The following is a 16,383-nucleotide window of genomic DNA, read 5'->3' on the forward strand; positions in this document are numbered from 1 at the left end:
CGCCGTCAGTCCCACCCCGGGTTCCGACCCGGCCCGCACGGAAGGACACGCCCCATGAGCGCGCCCACCCCGCCGCCGTCGTCCCCGTCGGGGGAGCGGCCGGCGCCCGGCGGCGCGAGCGCAGCTCCGCGGCCGCTCGGCCCGGGCGGCTCGCCGCGCGTCCCGCTCCTCGTCGGGCTCCTGGGGTCCCTCCTGGTGGTGGCGGGCTCCTACAGCGTGGGCTGGCTCGCGTCCGTCTCCCCCCTGAACCGCTGGCAGTGGCTCATCCCGTGGCGCACGGACGAGGCGGGCGTCCTCACCGGCATCACGCTCCTCACCCTCGGCTTCTGGCTCCTGTTCTGGGCCTGGATCCGTCTCGGCCAGACCGTGGACCCGCGCGGCGGCGGGACGGTGGGCACTATGACCTGGGCGTCGGCCCTGTGGAGCGCCCCCCTCCTGGTGGCGCTGCCCATCCTGAGCCGGGACATGTACGCGTACGTGGCCCAGGGGCGCATGATGGCGGCTGGGAAGAACCCCTACGAGGACAGCATCTCCGACGTCTCGAACTGGCTCCAGCTCGGTGCGGACTCCATGTGGGCCTACGACGGCACCCCCTACGGGCCCGTCTTCCTGTGGGTGGAGCAGGCGATGGTGAACGCCAGCGGGGGAGAGAACCCGGACCTGGCCATCGTGCTCTTCCGCCTCGTGGCGGTGCTCGGCGTGGTCCTCACCGCGGTCTTCGTGCCCCTGCTCGCACGCCGCACGGGGACGCCGCCCGGCTGGGCGCAGTGGCTCACCACCGCCAACCCGCTCGTCATCATCCACTTCGTCGCCTCCGGTCACAACGACGCCCTCATGGTGGGCCTGGCGCTCGCCGGCACGTGGTGCGCCCTGCGCGCCGGGCGCCCGGAGCGGCCCCAGTCAGCGCTCGCCTCGGCCGGGTGGGGCCTGGCCGGCGTGCTCCTCGTGACCCTCTCGCTCGGCGTCAAGCCCATCACCGTGGTGCTCCTGCCGTTCATCGGCCTGCTGTGGGCGGGCCCCCGAGCCGGGTGGCCCCGTCGCTTCGCCTGCTGGGCGGCGACGGCGGTGACCTCCGCCCTCATCATGCTCGCGGTGGGGCACGCCAACGGCTACGGCTTCGGCTGGGTGTCCGTCATGGCGAGCACGGGTACGGGCACGTCCCCGTGGGCGCCCATCGGCATGCTCTCCAGCGTGACCATCGGGGTCCTGGAGGCGCTCGGGAACGATGTGGACCGCAGCGGCATCGAGGGCCTCTACAAGACGGCCGGACGCCTCCTCTCGGTGCTCGTGGTGGCCGTGCTCATGTTCCGGGGCCGCCAGGACCGGATCCTGCCTCGGATGACGTGGGCGTTCACTGCACTCGTGGTGCTCTCCCCGGTGATCCACCCGTGGTACCTGCTGTGGCTGCTGCCCTTCTTCGCCGTGATCGGCATCCCGGACGACTGGCGGCTGACGTGGGTGTTCTTCACCGTGTGCTTCTTCCTCACCTACGGCGCCCAGGACCAGCTGTTCACGTGGCCGTTCCTGGAGATCGCGGGCGAGGTGAAGGTCGTCTCGCTGGCGGTCTCGGCCCTGTGCCTCGTGTGGATCCTGCTCCTGGACCCGCACACGCGGCACGTCCTGCGCGGCAGGATGCCCGGCCGTCACGAGCTCCGGACGGTCGCCCGCAGCGTGAGGCGTCGGCCGGAGGTCCGGTGAAGCACGGCGCCGAGGCGCCGGATCCCCGTGCGGCCGTGCGGGAGGGGACCGTCGCCGCCGTGCTCATCATGGTCGCCTCGTGGGGCGTGGGGTGGCTGCCGATGACCACGGACACCGTCTTCGCCGGCACGCGGCTGCTCAACCCGCTGCGCGCCAACCTCGTGGGCGTGATCGGGTGCGCGGTCCTGCTGGCGGTCGGCTGCCTGCTGCTGGCCCGCGCGTGGCTGCGGCTCGGGCGCGCCCTGCGCGGCCGCTGGGACTCCCAGGGCTCAGCGGTGACGCGCGCGGCGTGGCAGTGGTCCCTCCCGATGCTGGGCGCCTTCCCCATCTTCTCCCGGGACGTCTACTCCTACCTCCAGCAGGGGCGGGTGGTGGCGCTCGGGCTGGACCCCTACCGGGAGGGCGTCTCCCGGCTGCCCGGGTGGTTCATGCAGGGGGCGGACTCCATCTGGGCCGAGTCCCCGTCTCCGTACGGCCCGCTGTTCCTGCTCTTCGCGGAGGGGGCGTGGCGGTTCTCCGGCGGGAACATCGAGCTCGGGGTGCTGTGCTTCCGGCTCCTCGCCCTGGCCGGGATGGCCCTGTGCCTGTGGGCCGTGCGCCGTCTCGCGGACGCGGCGGGCCGCGGCGGACGCTGGGCCGCGTGGCTGTGCGTGGCGAACCCGCTGTTCCTGCTCTACATGGTGGCCGGCGCCCACAATGACGCCCTCATGAGCGGGCTCATGCTGGCCGGTCTCCTGCTGCTGGTGCGCCTTCCGCGCCGTCGCCTCCACGGACTGTGGGGCCTCGTGCTCATCTCGCTCTCGGTGGCCATCAAGCCGCTGACCGCGCTGGCCCTGCCGTTCGCCGCCCTCCTGCTGCCCGCCGGCTGGGCGCCCTTCCGCGCCGGCGGGCGGCCGCCTCGGCGCCGCGAGCGCCTCGGCCCCTGGATCACGACGGCGGCGGTCGCCCTGGCCGTCCTGACGATCCTGGGAGCGGGCACGGGGCTGTGGTTCGGGTGGGCGGCCGCCATGCTCACGAGCGGCGACGCCGCCTTCCCCTATGCGCCGGTGGGACTGGTGGGGCTCGGCCTCGGCTGGCTCGTGGACGCGGTGAGCCCCGTGCCCGCCCGGTCGGCCGCGAACGCGTTCTACACCCTGATGACGTTGGCCGCGCTGGTCTTCACCGCCTGGATGGCGCTGCGCCGCCGCCCCGTGGACCCGGTGCTCTCCTCCGCCGCCGTGCTCGTCGTGGCCGTGCTCACGGCGCCCATCATCCAGCCGTGGTATCTGCTCTGGGTGCTGCCGCTGTTCGCGTGCGCCCTCCCCGGCACGCCCCGCGGACCGCTCCACCCGCGCTGGCTGGGCTGGGTGACGGCGTTGGCCGTCCTGCTGCTCATCGGCGTCGGCGTGGTGGACCAGATCTCCGTGGCCCAGTGGATGCCGCTCGCGGCCGTGCGCGGGGCGACGGCGCTCGCCGCCCTCGTCGGCATCCTCCTGATCGCGTTCCGCGACCCGTCCACCGCCGTGCTGTTCCCCGGCCGCGGCCGTGCCCCGCTCGAGACGATCGAGCCTCGCCCCGCCATCCCCCGGGAGGGACCATGAGCGACCGTGACCGCCCCGCCTCCGGCCCTGCTTCTTGCCGGGTCGCCGTCCTCCTCGGCGCGACGGCGCTGGCCGCCGTCCTCGGCCTGCTGAGCAAGCAGTGGTGCCGCGTGCACGGCTGGGCCGCCCCGGGCGTGCACGTCCACCTGTGCTATTCGGACTTCGCGCAGCTGTTCCCCACGCGGGGCCTGGCCGACGGGCACTTCCCCTTCTCCGCGTCGCTTCCGACGGAGCAGTGGATGGAGTACCCGGCACTGCTGGCCGTCGTCGCGGGGGTCACCTCCTGGCTCGTGCCCGCCGGCGGGTCCCTGCACGAGCGCACCGTGGCCTACTTCGACGTGAACGCGGCGGGCGTGGTGCTCTGCTGGATGGTCACGGTGGTGGCGACGGCGTCCACGGCGCGCGGCCGGTCGCGGGACGCGCTCCTGGTGGCCCTCGCGCCGGGGGTCGTCCTGACCTCGATGCTCAACTGGGACCTGTGGGCGGTCATGCTCGCCGCCCTGGCCCTGTGGGCGTGGTCCGCGGACCGCCCCACGCTCTCGGGCGCGCTCCTCGGCCTGGGCGCCGCCGCGAAGCTCTACCCCCTGTTCTTCTTCGGCGCCCTCCTGGTCCTCGCGCTGCGCACGGGCCGGTGGGCGGGGTTCGGGAGGGCGCTCGCGGCGGGGACGGCGGCGTGGCTGGCCGTGAACCTCCCGTTCATGCTGACGGCGTTCGACCAGTGGGCGCGCTTCTACGCCTTCTCGGGCGAGCGTGCGGTCTCCTTCTCCTCGGTGTGGCTCGCGTTCGTCTGGACCGGATGGTCCGGGGAGACGTTCTCGCTGGTGTCGAACGGGCTGTTCGCGGTGTGCTGCGCGGGGATCGCGTGGCTGGGGCTGGCGGCCCCGGTGCGCCCTCGCCTGGCCCAGCTCTGCCTGCTGATCGTGGCGGCGTTCCTGCTCCTGGGGAAGGTGTACTCGCCGCAGTTCGTGATGTGGCTGATCCCGCTCGTCGTCCTCGCGACGCCGCGGCGCCGGATGTTCTGGGCCTGGCAGGTCGTGGAGGTCTACCACTGGGCCGGAGTCTGGATGGAGTCCGCGCGCATCACGTCCGGCGGGACGTTCGGCGGGGCCTGGGCCACCCTCTGGTACGGCTCGGGAGTGGTGCTGCACGTGGCCGCCGTCGCCTGGATCTGCGTCATCGTCATCCGTGACGTCCTCGACCCGGCGCGGGACCCGGTGCGACGCACCGCCCTCGAGCGGGGCGCGCCGTGCGTCGCCCCGGGCATCGCGGAGGACCCGAACGCGGGCCCGTTCTGGGGCGCGCCGGACGGCCCGCTGGCCGCCGCCGTTCAGCGGCGGAGGTAGTCCGAGCACGTCCGGTCCACCGCGCGCCCCGGGTGGTGGAGCACGATCACCCCGTCCTCGGACCACACCCGTTGGAAGCCGAGGGCGCGGGCGCGTTCCAGGACCTGCCCGGGTGCCAGCGGGTCCCACCCGCCGGGCTCCTCCTCCTGCAGGTCCACGATGGTCCAGGTGGCCAGCTCGTCGCCGATGTCCCCGGCGAGGCCCACGTACGTCCGCGTGGTCAGGTGGGGGATGACGTGGTCCGGGGCCTCGACGCACACGCCGTCCGGGATGAGGGAGACCGCGCGGTCAAGGCTGCGCGCGTGCGCCGTGACCGCCATGTCCCCCGTGAGGGTGCGGTGGAACGGGAAGACGAGCGGGAACACGGCCGTGCCGAGCAGCGAGACGCCCAGGGCCGCGGCGACGAGCACCGTGGGCAGCCGCCGCAGCTCCTCCCGCCGGGCCGCCAGCCGGTGCGCCGCCTCGAGCGCGGCCATCAGGAGGATGGGCGCCAGGATGGCGTCGTACTGGAAGACGGGGCTCCACACGGTGAGCCGGTCGTTGAAGAGGCGAGAGAGCAGGACGGGCATCGCCAGCAGCGTCAACGGGCTGAGGAGCGGCAGGAGCAGCAGGGGCACGAGGTGCAGGAGCAGCAGGGCGATCTTCAACGGGTGGTCCACCAGCACCCCGACGGCGGAGAGCGGCCGCGTGAGGATGAACAGGAGGGAGGAGGGAAGGTCCGGGCCGAGCGCCGTGAACTGCCAGTAGCCGAAGCTCCCCGTGGGGGAGAAGCGGGGGATGGCGACGGACGTGGCGAACCAGTAGCCGGCCACGCCCAGGACCGCGGTGACGGCGGCCTGCACCCGGTGGCCGCGGATCGCGAGCACCAGCGCCACCGCCACGAGCGTGACGCCCATGTCCTCGCGCACCGTGAGGAGGCTCGCGGCGAGCGCCGTGACGGTCCACGGGCGGCCCCCGTCCAGGGCCCAGACCAGCCACGCCATGAGGGGCACGCCCAGGGTGATCTCGTGGAAGTCCCAGTTGACCATGGCCTGGAAGGGCCAGGAGAGCAGCAGCGCCGCGGCCGCGCCCAGGGCGAGGCCGTGGCCCGATCGGCGGCGGGCGAACAGGTACACGGGCACCGCGGCCAGCGCGAGGGCCAGCGCCATGACGATCCCGAGCACGCGGGGGTCGTCCCAGATCCAGTAGGCGGGCGCCAGCAGGGCGAGGACCGGGTGGAAGTGGTCGCCCAGGAGGTGGAAGCCCACCCCCTTGACCGGCACGATCGGTGGCTTGAGGAGGGCGTACTGCCGGATCGCCTGGTCGAAGATCCCCAGGTCGTAGCCCTTCGACTCGTAGGCCCGGTGGCGCAGGAACGAATGGGTCACGGCCAGGGCCGTGAACGCGGCCAGCAGCAGCGCGAGGTGCCATCGCTCCCGCGGAGCGGGCCACGCGCGCCGGCGATCCATGGGGGGCCTCCTCATGCTCGGGCCTCCTGACGCTCGGGACGACGACGACGGTGCACGGCGGCAGGGCGCGGCACGGCGGTGCCCCAGGAGGGATTCGAACCCCCGACCGGCGGATTAGAAGGCCGCTGCTCTGTCCAGCTGAGCTACTGGGGCTGGGCCGTGCCATTCTACCGGCCGGGCTCGGCGCCGTTCCTGCACAGGCGACGTCCGCGCCCGGCGGGTCCCCAGCGCGGCGGACGTGCCGGACGCCGGCCGCTCCGGGGGCGTCTGATGGGGGTGGCGGATCGACCGATGCGCCGCAGACCCGCTCCGGGCCGGGCCCGGGGCCGCGCAGAGAAGGACCCATCATGCAGGACACCATCACCATCCGCGGCTTCGTCGCCACCGACCCCGCCGTCCGCCACACCGCCTCCGGCACCACGGTGGCGGGCTTCCGCCTGGCCACCACGGAGCGGCGCTTCGACCGGGACGCCGGCACGTGGGTGGACGCCCACACCAACTGGTACAGCGTCTCCGCGTTCGGTCAGCTCGGCTCGAACACCGCGCAGTCGATCAAGAAGGGCAACCCCGTGATCGTCACCGGCCGCCTGCGGGTGCGGGACTGGTCCACGGAGGAGCGCTCGGGGACGTCCGTGGACGTCGTGGCGGACGCCGTCGGCCTGGACCTGGGCTACGGCTCGGGGGCCTTCGTGCGCAACCAGCGCGCCTCGGCGCCGCGGGAGGAGCCGCGCGAGGAGCGGGCCGCCGGCGCCGAGCCGGCCGAGGACTTCGGGGGTCCGGCCCATGACGCCTTCGCGCCGGCCCGCGCGGACCGCCCGGCCGACGACGGCGGCGAGGAGCAGGAGGGCGACGAGCGCGTGGGGGAGGAGGCGGCGCGCACCCCGGGCGTGCTCACGGCTGCCTGAGGCGAGCGGGGCGGCCGTCGGATGAGAGGAATCCGGCGGCCACCCACTAGCCTGGGACGCATGGCGGAATTCATCTACACGATGGTCAAAGCACGGAAGAAGGTCGGCGACAAGCTGATCCTGGACGATGTGACGATGTCGTTCTATCCGGGCGCGAAGATCGGCATGGTCGGCCCCAACGGCGCCGGCAAGTCCACGATCCTGAAGATCATGGCGGGGCTCGACGAGCCCTCGAACGGCGACGCCCGGCTCTCGCCCGGGTACTCCGTCGGCATCCTCATGCAGGAGCCGAAGCTGGACGAGTCCAAGACCGTCCTGGAGAACGTCCAGGAGGGCGTGGGCGAGATCTACGGCAAGATCCAGCGTTACAACCAGATCTCCGAGGAGATGGCGAATCCGGACGCGGACTTCGACGCCCTGATGGAGGAGATGGGCTCGCTGCAGACGGACATCGACGCCGCCGACGCGTGGGACATCGACTCCCAGCTCGAGCAGGCCATGGACGCCCTTCGCACGCCCCCGGCCGACGAGCCCGTGACCAAGCTCTCCGGCGGTGAGCGCCGCCGCGTGGCCCTGTGCAAGCTCCTGCTCCAGAAGCCGGACCTGCTGCTCCTCGACGAGCCCACCAACCACCTGGACGCGGAGTCCGTGCTGTGGCTCGAGCAGCACCTGGCCGCCTACCCCGGCGCCGTCGTCGCCGTGACCCACGACCGCTACTTCCTGGACCACGTGGCCCAGTGGATCTGCGAGGTCGACCGCGGCCGCCTCTACCCCTACGAGGGCAACTACTCCACGTACCTGGAGACGAAGCGCGCGCGCCTCGAGGTGCAGGGCAAGAAGGACGCCAAGCTCGCCAAGCGCCTCGCCGAGGAGCTCGACTGGGTGCGCTCCAACTCGAAGGGCCGCCAGGCCAAGTCGAAGGCCCGCCTGGCCCGCTACGAGGAGATGGCCGCCGAGGCCGAGAAGACCCGGAAGCTGGACTTCGAGGAGATCCAGATCCCGCCGGGCCCGCGCCTGGGCAACACCGTCATCGAGGCCACGGACCTGAAGAAGGGCTTCGGGGACCGCGTGCTCATCGACGGCCTGTCCTTCTCCCTGCCGCGCAACGGCATCGTGGGCGTCATCGGCCCCAACGGCGTCGGCAAGACCACGCTGTTCAAGACCATCGTGGGGCTCGAGCCCCTCGACGGCGGAGACCTCAAGGTCGGCGAGACCGTGAAGATCTCCTACGTGGACCAGTCCCGCGCGAACATCGACCCCGAGAAGTCGCTGTGGGAGGTCGTCTCGGACGGCCTGGACTACATCAAGGTCGGCAACGTGGAGATGCCCTCCCGCGCCTACGTCTCCGCGTTCGGCTTCAAGGGCCCGGACCAGCAGAAGAAGGCCGGCGTGCTCTCCGGCGGTGAGCGCAACCGCCTCAACCTGGCGCTGACGCTCAAGGAGGGCGGCAACCTGCTGCTCCTCGACGAGCCCACCAACGACCTCGACGTCGAGACGCTGACCTCGCTCGAGAACGCGCTGCTCGAGTTCCCGGGGTGCGCCGTCGTGGTCTCGCACGACCGGTGGTTCCTCGACCGCGTGGCCACGCACATGCTCGCGTACGAGGGCACCGCCGAGGACCCTGCGAACTGGTACTGGTACGAGGGCAACTTCGAGTCCTACGAGGCGAACAAGGTGGACCGCCTCGGTCCGGACGCCGCGCGCCCGCACCGCGTGACCCACCGCAAGCTCACGCGCGACTGACCGTCCCGCCGGGACGACGACGGCCCGCCTCGGACGCCCGAGGCGGGCCGTCGTCGACTGCGCGCGAGGGCCTGGTTGACGGGGGGTGTCTCAGCGGCGCCAGCTGCGGCGCAGCAGGGTCCGCATGGTCAGGCGCTGGGCGGCGTCCTGGACCTTCGCACGGGTCGCCGCATGGCCCTGCGGCAGGCGCACCATCCCCTCCTGGGCCACGGTGGCCACCAGCTCGCCCTCGCGGGTGAAGACCGAGCCCTGGCCGAGCCCGCGCGCGCCCTGGGCGCTGGGGGAGTGCTGGACGTAGAGCAGCCACTCGTCGACGCGGGCCGCACGGTGGAACCACATCGCGTGGTCCAGCGACGCGACGGACATGCCCGGCTGCACCCAGGCTACCCCGTGCTGGCGCAGGATCGGCTCGAGCAGCGTGTAGTCGGACGCGTACGTCAGGGCGGCCAGGTGCAGGCGCGGGTCGTCGGCCAGCGGCGTGAACGTCTTCATCCACACCATGTTCGTGTTCTGGGCCCGGGCCGCGCGGTCCACGTAGATGGGGGACTGGACATGGCGGATGTCGAAGGGGCGGGACCAGGACCACTCCTGCGCCACGGGGTGGCGGATGTTGCCCAGGACGTCGGCGGTGGTGGGCAGCTCCTCCGGGGCCGGGACGTCCTCGGGCATGGCCACCTGGTGGTCCACTCCCTCGGCGGGCTCCTGGAAGGAGCACGTCAGGGCGAGGATGGCCTTCTCGTTCTGGGACGCGAGCACGCGCCGCACGGAGAAGGAGCGGCCGTCGCGGAGCGTCTCCACGGTGAAGGTGATCGGCTGCAGCGCGTCCCCGGGGCGGATGAAGTACCCGTGGATCGAGTGCGCGGGCCGGGTGCCCGCCACGGTCCGCGCGGCCGCGGCCAGCGCCTGGGCGAGCACCTGACCGCCGAAGACGCGGCCGTGCGCCTGCCGCGGCGTGGTGCCGGTGAACCGCGGCTCGCCGGTGACGGGGTCCGGGCCGGCGTCTGCCAGGTCGAGGATGCCACGCAGCAGGTCGGTGGGGTCCTTCGGCGCGGAGGCGGGGCGCTTCGGGGTGCGCGGCGTCATGGGGTGCTCCCTTTCCTGGAGTGGTCCGTGCGGCGCCCGGGCCGATTCCCGGCACGGGGCGGGTCCGGGCGGGGCCGGACCTGGGACAATGCTGTCATGAGCCAGCAGCCCCCCTCCACCGGCACCCCCCGCGACCGGGACGGCGTCCCCGTCCTGACCTTCGCCGACGAGCGCGCCGTCCGCGACCTCGAGCAGTTCGCCACGCGCGCCCGCCGCGTGGCCGACACGGGGATGCGCCTGGACGTCGTCGCGGAGGCGGGGTCCTCCCGCACGCCGATGCTCGCGCAGTGGGTCTCCGTGCTGCAGCCGCAGGGTCTCGGCGACCAGGTCCCCGTGGTCCTCGGCCTGCGCACCGTTCCGCTCGCGACGGCGGACGGGGTCGCCGGACTCGACGTCGTCGTCCCGCTCGGGGCCGTGACGGAGCGCACCGCCCGCATGCGCGGGCAGGACCCGGTGGACGTCGCGTTCCCCGTCCCGCCGACCCGCGAGCAGGTCTCCTGGACCGCGTTGACGCCGCCGCGCTCCGGCTGGACCCCGGCCGCCGAGGTGGCGGACGAGGAGCTGATCGAGGTGGCCTCCCGCGGCGTGGAGGCCGTGCGGGCGGCTCTGCCCGAGAACCCCGGCGAGGCCGTGGTGCGCCAGGTCCGTGCCCGCATGTGGGGCCCCACCCTCGGCGGGGACGCCCTCCAGTTCCCCGCGGGCATGGCGTTCGGCGCGCACGCGCTGGGCTTCCTGCTCCCGGGCAGCCACGCCCGCCTGAGCACCGCCGGCCCGTGGACCCGGCTCGACACCCCGGGTGGCTTCGTCCTGGGGAGGGCCGCCGTCGCGGTCTGAGAGAGTCAGGCGGAGTTCTGCAGCGAGTGCGCCGCCCGCTCGAGGTAGTCCCACAGTTCGGCCTCGTGCAGCGGGGACAGGTCCAGGGTGTCCAGGGCGGCACGCATGTTCCGCAGCCAGGCGTCGCGGGCGGCAGGGTCGACCTTGTAGGGCGCGTGGCGCATGCGCAGGCGGGGGTGGCCCCGCTGCTCGGAGTACGTCCTCGGACCGCCCCAGTACTGCTCGAGGAACAGGCGCAGGCGCACCTCGGCGCCGGCGAAGTCCTCCTGCGGGTACATGGGCGCGAGCAGCTCGTCCTCGCGGACGCGCGAGTAGAACTCGTGCACGAGCTTCGAGAACGTCGCGTGCCCGCCGACCGCGTCGTAGAAGCTGGTCATCCGGTCGGGCGCGGTGGGCCCCGCCGTCGCCGGGCCACTCTGCGCGTCGCGCGCGCGGACCTGGTCGACGGGCGCGGGGGCGCCGTCCTTCGTGATCGGCTCCACCTCGGTGGGCCGGTTCTCCATGCCGGTCACGGCGCTCGGCCGGTTCGCGCCGCGCGGGCGCAGCACCGCGAGCGGAGCGCCCAGGCGGGAGGACAGGTCGGGGAGCCCGGACGACGTCGCGGGCCCGCTTTCCGGGCCGTGGCCGGCGACCGGCTCCACCGTCACCGGCGCGGCGAGCGAATTCGCGATGAAGCAGAGCCGGTGCGCCTCGGCGTGCAGGGCGTCGGCCTCGCCGCGGTGGGACTCGTCGGCCAGGCGCACCTCGGGGCGCAGGGTGATCGAGGCGAAGCGCCCCGCGCCGTCGCCTTCCACCTCGATCTCGCCGGACGCCGTGCAGGCCATGCCGGTCACCACGAGTCCCGAGGTCGCGGCGGCGTGCAGGTAGGAGAGCGTGTGGCACTCGGCGAGCGCGCCGAGCAGGAGGGTCTCCGGATTCCACTTCGAGTCGTCTCCGCGGAAGGGCCGGGCCGCCGACGCGTGGATCTCGCCGACGCCGGCGTCCTGGATGACCACGGAGCGGTCGTAGTCGCGGACGCCGGACGTGCCGGTCCCGCGGTCGCCGGTCCACTCGGTGCGCAGCGTGAAGGTGTGCTTCATCCTCCCAGCCTAGTGCCGCGCCAGGACGCGCCACGGGGCCGAACCCGTCGAGGGTCCGGCCCCGTGCCGGGGAGAGGCCGCGTCAGCCCGCGGCGGACACCTCGTGCACGTTCTCCTCCGCATGCGCGCGAGCGGCGAGGGCGCGGACCATCTCGTCGCGGCCCTCGGCCACCACGCGGGACAGGCCCGCGCGGGAGCCCTTCACCCGCTCGGAGAGCTCGGTCGCCCGGTCCGCCACCTCCTGGCCCACCTGCGCCGCCGGGAACCCGAGGGTCGCCGCGGTCTCGGCCATCTCGTGCGAGCGCGAGTCCCACACCTGCTCGATGCGGGAGAAGTACTCCTCGGCGTAGGGGGCGATCAGGGAGCGGTCGTGCACCCGGCCGAAGCCGATGAGCGCCTGGCGCTGCTCCGTGTTGGACAGCTCGCCGGCCACCACCCGGCGCCACGCCTCCTGCTTGGCCTCGGCGGTGGGCACGGCGGCGCGGGCCTGCAGCGCCGCGAGCGCGCCGGTGGCGGTGGCGTCGGCCTGCGCGGCCGCCGCGATCTGCTCCTCGCCCGCGCGGCCCGCGGCCACGAGCGCGGTGAGCAGCTCCCACTTCAGGTCCGTCGTGAGGTCCAGACCGGGCAGCACGCTGCGCTCGTCCACGACGGCGTCGAGGGCGTCGAGCTGCGCGCCCGTCCGTGCGTGCAGGGCGAAGGCCTTGACGAACTGCAGCTGGTTGTCCGACCCGGCCTCGGCCTGCTCCGTCAGGGCCCACAGCCGGTCCGCCACGCGCTCGCGCGCCGGGCGGGACTGCGCCTCGGGCAGGTACTGGGACAGCGACGTCGCCAGCTGGCGCAGCAGGGTCTGCACCACGGTGGAGTCCCGCTCCTCGCCGATGTTCGCCAGGATGAGCTCGGCGAACCACGCGGCCGAGGCCTCGCCGTCGCGCACGGTGTCCCATGCGGCGCCCCACAGAAGGGTGCGCGGCAGGGAGCCGTCCACGTCCTTCAGGCGGGTGGACGCGGCCTCCCACGAGGCGTCGTCGAGGCGGATCTTGGCGTAGGCGAGGTCGTCGTCGTTGGGCAGGATCAGCGCGGGGCGACGGCGGCCCGCGGCCTCCGCCACCTCGGTCAGCTCGCCCGCCACGTCCAGCTCGAAGCGGTCGGTCCGGGTCAGGCGGCCGGTCGCCTCGTCGACGTCGTAGAAGCCGACCGCGAGGCGGTGCGGGCGCAGGATGTCGTCGCCGGGCGCGGTGGGGGAGCCGTCCGGCGCGGTCTGGCGCAGGCGCAGGGAGGCGATCGTGCCGCTCGCGTCCGTGTCCACCTCCACATGAAGGGTGTTCACGCCGGAGGTCTCGAGCCACTGGCGGGTCCACTCGGAGAGGTCCCGGCCGGAGGAGGCCTCGAGCTCCGTCATGAGGTCCGGCAGCTCGGTGTTGGACCACGCGTGCTTGGCGATGTACTCGCGCACGCCGGCCATGAAGTTCTCCTGACCCACCCACGCGACGAGCTGACGAAGCACCGAGGCCCCCTTGGCGTAGGTGATGCCGTCGAAGTTCACGAGCACGTCGTCGAGGTCGCGGATCTGCGCCGTGATCGGGTGCGTGGAGGAGAGCTGGTCCTGGCGGTACGCCCAGTTCTTCTCCATCGAGGAGAACGTGGTCCACGCGCCGGTGTACTCCGTGTTCTCGGCCGCGGCGAGCGTGGACATGAACTCGGCGAAGGACTCGTTGAGCCACAGGTCGTTCCACCAGCGCATGGTCACGAGGTCGCCGAACCACATGTGGGCGAGCTCATGCAGGATGGTGATGGCGCGGCGCTCGACGACGGCCTCCGTGACCGTGCCGCGGAAGACGTAGCTCTCGAGGAACGTCACGCAGCCGGCGTTCTCCATGGCGCCCGCGTTGAACTCCGGCACGAAGAGCTGGTCGTACTTCTCGAACGGGTAGGGGTGGCCGTACTGCGCCTCGAAGAACTCGAAGCCGCGACGGGTGAGGTCGAAGACGGCGTCCGCGTCGAGGTGCTCGAAGAGGGAGGCGCGGCAGTACACGCCGAGGGGGATGGTGCGGCCGTCCGCGCTGCTCAGCTCGGAATGCGTGGACCTGTACGGGCCGGCCACGAGGGCGGTGATGTAGGAGGAGATGCGCGGGGTGGGGGCGAACTCCCACACGGCGGCGTCCACGCCGCCGAGGCTGTCCTCGTTCTCGACGCGGCCCAGCGGGCGGCGGGACGTCTCCGGCTGGTTGGAGACGACGGCCCAGTGCGCCGGCGCCGTGACCCTGAACGCGAAGGACGCCTTCAGGTCCGGCTGCTCGAACACGGGGAACATGCGGCGGGAGTCCGGCACCTCGAACTGGGTGTAGAGGTACACCTCCTGGTCCACCGGGTCCACGAAGCGGTGCAGGCCCTCACCGGTGGTCGAGTAGTCGCCCTCGGCCTCCACCACGAGCGTGTTCTGCGCGGCCAGCGGGCCGACGGCCACGCGGGCGCCGTCGAAGTCCGCGACGTCAAGGCGTTCGCCGTTGAGCGTGACCGCGCGGGGCGCCGTCGTCGCCACCCAGTCGATCCACGTGCTCGAGCCCACCGCGTCCTCGCTCGCCGCGAAGGTGACGGTGCTCGTCACGGCGAAGCGCTCGGCGCCGCGGGTGAGGTCCAGGCTCACCTCGTAGGCGTCCACGGTCAGGGCGGCGGCGCGCTGCGCGGCCTCCTCGCGGGTGATGTTCAGGCGTGCGGAGCTCACGGAACCTCCAGGGGTAGGCAAGGGACGACGACGGCCGGTGCGGGATGTGCCCCGGCTCACTGCCCGCCATTGTGTCACCTGGCCCGGGCGTCGTGGACGGCGCACCGCAGAGCGGGCCGGCCGGTGTGCTCAGCCCCCGATCTCGGCCAGTCGGGTCGCCGCCGCACGCAGCACCTCAGCCACCTCGGGCACGCGTGCCGGCGGCATCCGCTGCTCGGCCGCCGAGGCCGTGAGGGACACCTGGGGGATGCTTCCCGTCCGCGCCGGAATGCCACAGGCGACTCCGGCCACCCCGGGCACGACCGGCACACCGCCGCACCACCCCTGCTCGTCCATCTGACGCAGCAGGGTGTCCAGCAGGTCGTGCAGGGCTCCGTCATCCGTCAGGTTCCAGCGACGGGGAGGCCGGGCGACGACCGCGTCCACCTCCGCTCGCCGGCGCTCGGGCGGCAGGGAGGCCAGGAGCGCGATGCCGGCGTACCCGGCGGCAAGCCGCTTGACCTCGCCGACCTCCACGGTGAAGACGCGCACGGGGGAGTCGCCGTCGCATCGCAGGAGGTAGGCCACTCCGCCCGCGGCCCGTGCCGCCAGGTAGACCGTGTCCCCCAGCTCGTCCGCGGCGGCCTGGACCACGGCCCGGCTGGCCTCGCGTTCGATCAGGCACCGCGGCGTCACCGGTTCGAACCCGACGGGGCCCCACCGATCGCCGAGTGCATAGGCGGCCCCACGTCGGGTCACGGCACCCTCCTCGGCCAGGTCGGCCAGCAGTCGATGGGCGGTGGGCTGGGGCAGACCCGTCCGCTGGACGAGCTGGCTCAGCCGCAGGCCGGCGGGTCCGGCCTCGTGCAGCAGGCGCATCACGAGGGCGGCACGGGGCAGGACGCCGGTGGGCGGGGTCATAGGGGTCACCGGTCCATCGTGCCGCAGCTCCGGCGTCAGAGATAGTTCCATCTAATGGACTAAATGACTGCCGCCCCTGCTTGCAATGTGAGAACTGAACGCGCCATGCTGGGAAATGTAGGGCGCGTCACATCGCAGGTGTCGGGTCCAATAGTCCACATATCGGTTTCCAGGAGGAGCCCCATGCCACTGACCGCATCGACCGTCACGCGCACCGTCAGCGTGGACGGTGCCTCCGTCACCTGCCACGACTCGGTGACACCCGGGGAGCTCGACCGGCCTCTCGTGCTGGTCCACGGCACGGGCGGGACGACCGACTCGCACTTCGGCCACCTGTTCCCGATGATGGCCACGCGGACACGCGTCATCGCCGTGGACTGGGCGCCGACGGCCGACCCCGCCGCGGACCTGACCGTCGACCTGCTGGTCGGCCAGGTGCGGGCTGCCGTCGATGATCTCCTCGGCCCCGACGCCGCCTTCGACCTGCTGGGCTACTCGCTCGGCGCCGTCGTGGCCGGGCAGCTGGCCGCCGACCTCGGTCGCCGTGTGGAGAACCTCGTGCTCGTGGCCGGCTGGGCGACGACGGATGTCCACCAGCGCCTGCGCAACGAGGTCTGGCGGCACCTGTACGCCACGAGCCCTGATGCCCTGGCCCGTTACACGGCCTTCTGCGGCCTGTCCCCGCTGGCCCTGCGCTCCCTGACCCCGGCCATGCTCGACGGGGCGCTCGCCTCCCTGACCGCGGACGAGTTCACCGCCCGGCAGATGGACCTGAACGCCCGCGTGGACGTCGCCGACCGTCTCTCCGCCGTCACCGCGCGGACACTGATCGTCTCCTGCGCCGAGGACATCATGGTCCCGCCCCATCACCAGTACGAGCTGCTCGGCATCATCGACGACGCGCGGCTGACGACCATGACGAGCGGCCACGCCTTCTTCCTCGAGCGCCCGGCAGAACTCATGCAGATCGTCGACCTGCACCTGCGCGAGCCGGACCGCCATCCGGCCGGCGCGATCATCCCCGAGACCCACGCCTGAGAGAGGGGCC

At 73.1% G+C, this 16,383-nt stretch carries 12 protein-coding genes, 1 tRNA gene and 1 pseudogene; 7 read left to right on the top strand and 7 right to left on the bottom strand.

Annotated elements, in window-relative coordinates:
- Positions 1–54: 54 nt before the first annotated feature.
- Genes mptB (LG274_RS01110) through LG274_RS01120 form a run of 3 tightly spaced genes read left to right on the top strand, consistent with a single transcriptional unit; the run spans position 55 to position 4,621 of the window.
- Positions 55–1,698: a polyprenol phosphomannose-dependent alpha 1,6 mannosyltransferase MptB gene (gene mptB / locus LG274_RS01110; protein ID WP_404464890.1), complete on the top strand. Its 1,644-nt coding sequence runs from the start codon at positions 55–57 to the stop codon at positions 1,696–1,698.
- Positions 1,695–3,278 carry a polyprenol phosphomannose-dependent alpha 1,6 mannosyltransferase MptB gene (gene mptB, locus LG274_RS01115; protein ID WP_298713356.1) on the top strand — a complete coding sequence of 528 codons (1,584 nt, stop codon included), beginning with the start codon at positions 1,695–1,697 and terminating at the stop codon, positions 3,276–3,278. Before mptB (LG274_RS01110) ends, mptB (LG274_RS01115) begins: the two co-directional genes overlap by 4 nt.
- Positions 3,275–4,621: a glycosyltransferase family 87 protein gene (locus LG274_RS01120; protein WP_298713359.1), complete on the top strand. Its 1,347-nt coding sequence runs from the start codon at positions 3,275–3,277 to the stop codon at positions 4,619–4,621. The genes mptB (LG274_RS01115) and LG274_RS01120 overlap by 4 nt, the downstream gene beginning before the upstream one ends.
- On the opposite strand, the gene LG274_RS01125 is transcribed toward LG274_RS01120, so the two are convergent.
- Entirely contained in the window at positions 4,606–6,069 is a 1,464-nt protein-coding gene (locus LG274_RS01125; RefSeq protein ID WP_298713362.1) for a DUF2079 domain-containing protein, read from the bottom strand. The genes LG274_RS01120 and LG274_RS01125 overlap by 16 nt on opposite strands.
- Before the next feature lie 79 nt (positions 6,070–6,148).
- A tRNA-Arg gene (locus tag LG274_RS01130) sits at positions 6,149–6,222 on the bottom strand.
- Positions 6,223–6,416: 194 nt separating this feature from the next.
- Between LG274_RS01130 and LG274_RS01135 the strand changes: the two genes are divergently transcribed.
- A complete protein-coding gene (locus LG274_RS01135) occupies positions 6,417–6,974 on the top strand; it encodes a single-stranded DNA-binding protein (protein ID WP_298713365.1) in 558 nt (185 codons plus the stop codon).
- 60 nt (positions 6,975–7,034) lie between these two features.
- Entirely contained in the window at positions 7,035–8,717 is a 1,683-nt protein-coding gene (gene ettA / locus LG274_RS01140) for an energy-dependent translational throttle protein EttA (RefSeq protein WP_248114994.1), read from the top strand.
- A gap of 90 nt (positions 8,718–8,807) precedes the next feature.
- On the opposite strand, the gene LG274_RS01145 is transcribed toward ettA, so the two are convergent.
- Positions 8,808–9,800 (bottom strand): acyl-CoA thioesterase II, encoded by a 993-nt coding sequence (locus LG274_RS01145; protein WP_298713368.1) that lies wholly within the window; start codon positions 9,798–9,800, stop codon positions 8,808–8,810.
- Positions 9,801–9,896: 96 nt separating this feature from the next.
- Between LG274_RS01145 and LG274_RS01150 the strand changes: the two genes are divergently transcribed.
- On the top strand, positions 9,897–10,634 hold the full coding sequence (locus tag LG274_RS01150; RefSeq protein ID WP_298713371.1) for a hypothetical protein: 738 nt from the start codon (positions 9,897–9,899) through the stop codon (positions 10,632–10,634).
- Between the two features lie 5 nt (positions 10,635–10,639).
- Here the strand turns inward: LG274_RS01150 and LG274_RS01155 are convergent, their stop codons facing one another.
- From LG274_RS01155 to LG274_RS01170, 4 genes and pseudogenes are all read right to left on the bottom strand, one after another.
- Positions 10,640–11,011 (bottom strand): globin, encoded by a 372-nt coding sequence (locus LG274_RS01155; RefSeq protein WP_248115311.1) that lies wholly within the window; start codon positions 11,009–11,011, stop codon positions 10,640–10,642.
- Positions 11,012–11,329: 318 nt separating this feature from the next.
- Positions 11,330–11,713 (bottom strand): annotated as a pseudogene (locus LG274_RS01160) (OsmC family protein); the annotation flags it as partial.
- An 82-nt stretch (positions 11,714–11,795) separates the two neighbouring features.
- On the bottom strand, positions 11,796–14,435 hold the full coding sequence (gene pepN, locus LG274_RS01165) for an aminopeptidase N (protein WP_404464894.1): 2,640 nt from the start codon (positions 14,433–14,435) through the stop codon (positions 11,796–11,798).
- A 129-nt stretch (positions 14,436–14,564) separates the two neighbouring features.
- Positions 14,565–15,335, bottom strand: coding sequence for an IclR family transcriptional regulator (locus LG274_RS01170; protein WP_298713377.1), 771 nt, complete (start codon positions 15,333–15,335; stop codon positions 14,565–14,567).
- 183 nt (positions 15,336–15,518) lie between these two features.
- On the opposite strand from LG274_RS01170, the gene LG274_RS01175 reads away from it, so the two are divergent.
- Positions 15,519–16,373: an alpha/beta fold hydrolase gene (locus LG274_RS01175; RefSeq protein ID WP_285179551.1), complete on the top strand. Its 855-nt coding sequence runs from the start codon at positions 15,519–15,521 to the stop codon at positions 16,371–16,373.
- Positions 16,374–16,383: the final 10 nt, after the last annotated feature.

Source organism: Micrococcus antarcticus, assembly GCF_044872765.1.
Taxonomy (GTDB): Bacteria; Actinomycetota; Actinomycetes; order Actinomycetales; family Micrococcaceae; genus Micrococcus.

Bases quoted from the DNA above. Each gene is read 5' to 3' on its own strand.
- mptB (WP_404464890.1), top strand. From the start codon at position 55: ATGAGCGCGCCCACCCCGCCGCCGTCGTCCCCGTCGGGGGAGCGGCCG.
- LG274_RS01120 (WP_298713359.1), top strand. From the start codon at position 3,275: ATGAGCGACCGTGACCGCCCCGCCTCCGGCCCTGCTTCTTGCCGGGTC.
- LG274_RS01125 (WP_298713362.1), bottom strand. From the start codon at position 6,069: ATGGATCGCCGGCGCGCGTGGCCCGCTCCGCGGGAGCGATGGCACCTC.
- LG274_RS01135 (WP_298713365.1), top strand. From the start codon at position 6,417: ATGCAGGACACCATCACCATCCGCGGCTTCGTCGCCACCGACCCCGCC.
- ettA (WP_248114994.1), top strand. From the start codon at position 7,035: ATGGCGGAATTCATCTACACGATGGTCAAAGCACGGAAGAAGGTCGGC.
- LG274_RS01145 (WP_298713368.1), bottom strand. From the start codon at position 9,800: ATGACGCCGCGCACCCCGAAGCGCCCCGCCTCCGCGCCGAAGGACCCC.
- LG274_RS01150 (WP_298713371.1), top strand. From the start codon at position 9,897: ATGAGCCAGCAGCCCCCCTCCACCGGCACCCCCCGCGACCGGGACGGC.
- LG274_RS01155 (WP_248115311.1), bottom strand. From the start codon at position 11,011: ATGACCAGCTTCTACGACGCGGTCGGCGGGCACGCGACGTTCTCGAAG.
- LG274_RS01170 (WP_298713377.1), bottom strand. From the start codon at position 15,335: ATGACCCCGCCCACCGGCGTCCTGCCCCGTGCCGCCCTCGTGATGCGC.
- LG274_RS01175 (WP_285179551.1), top strand. From the start codon at position 15,519: ATGCCACTGACCGCATCGACCGTCACGCGCACCGTCAGCGTGGACGGT.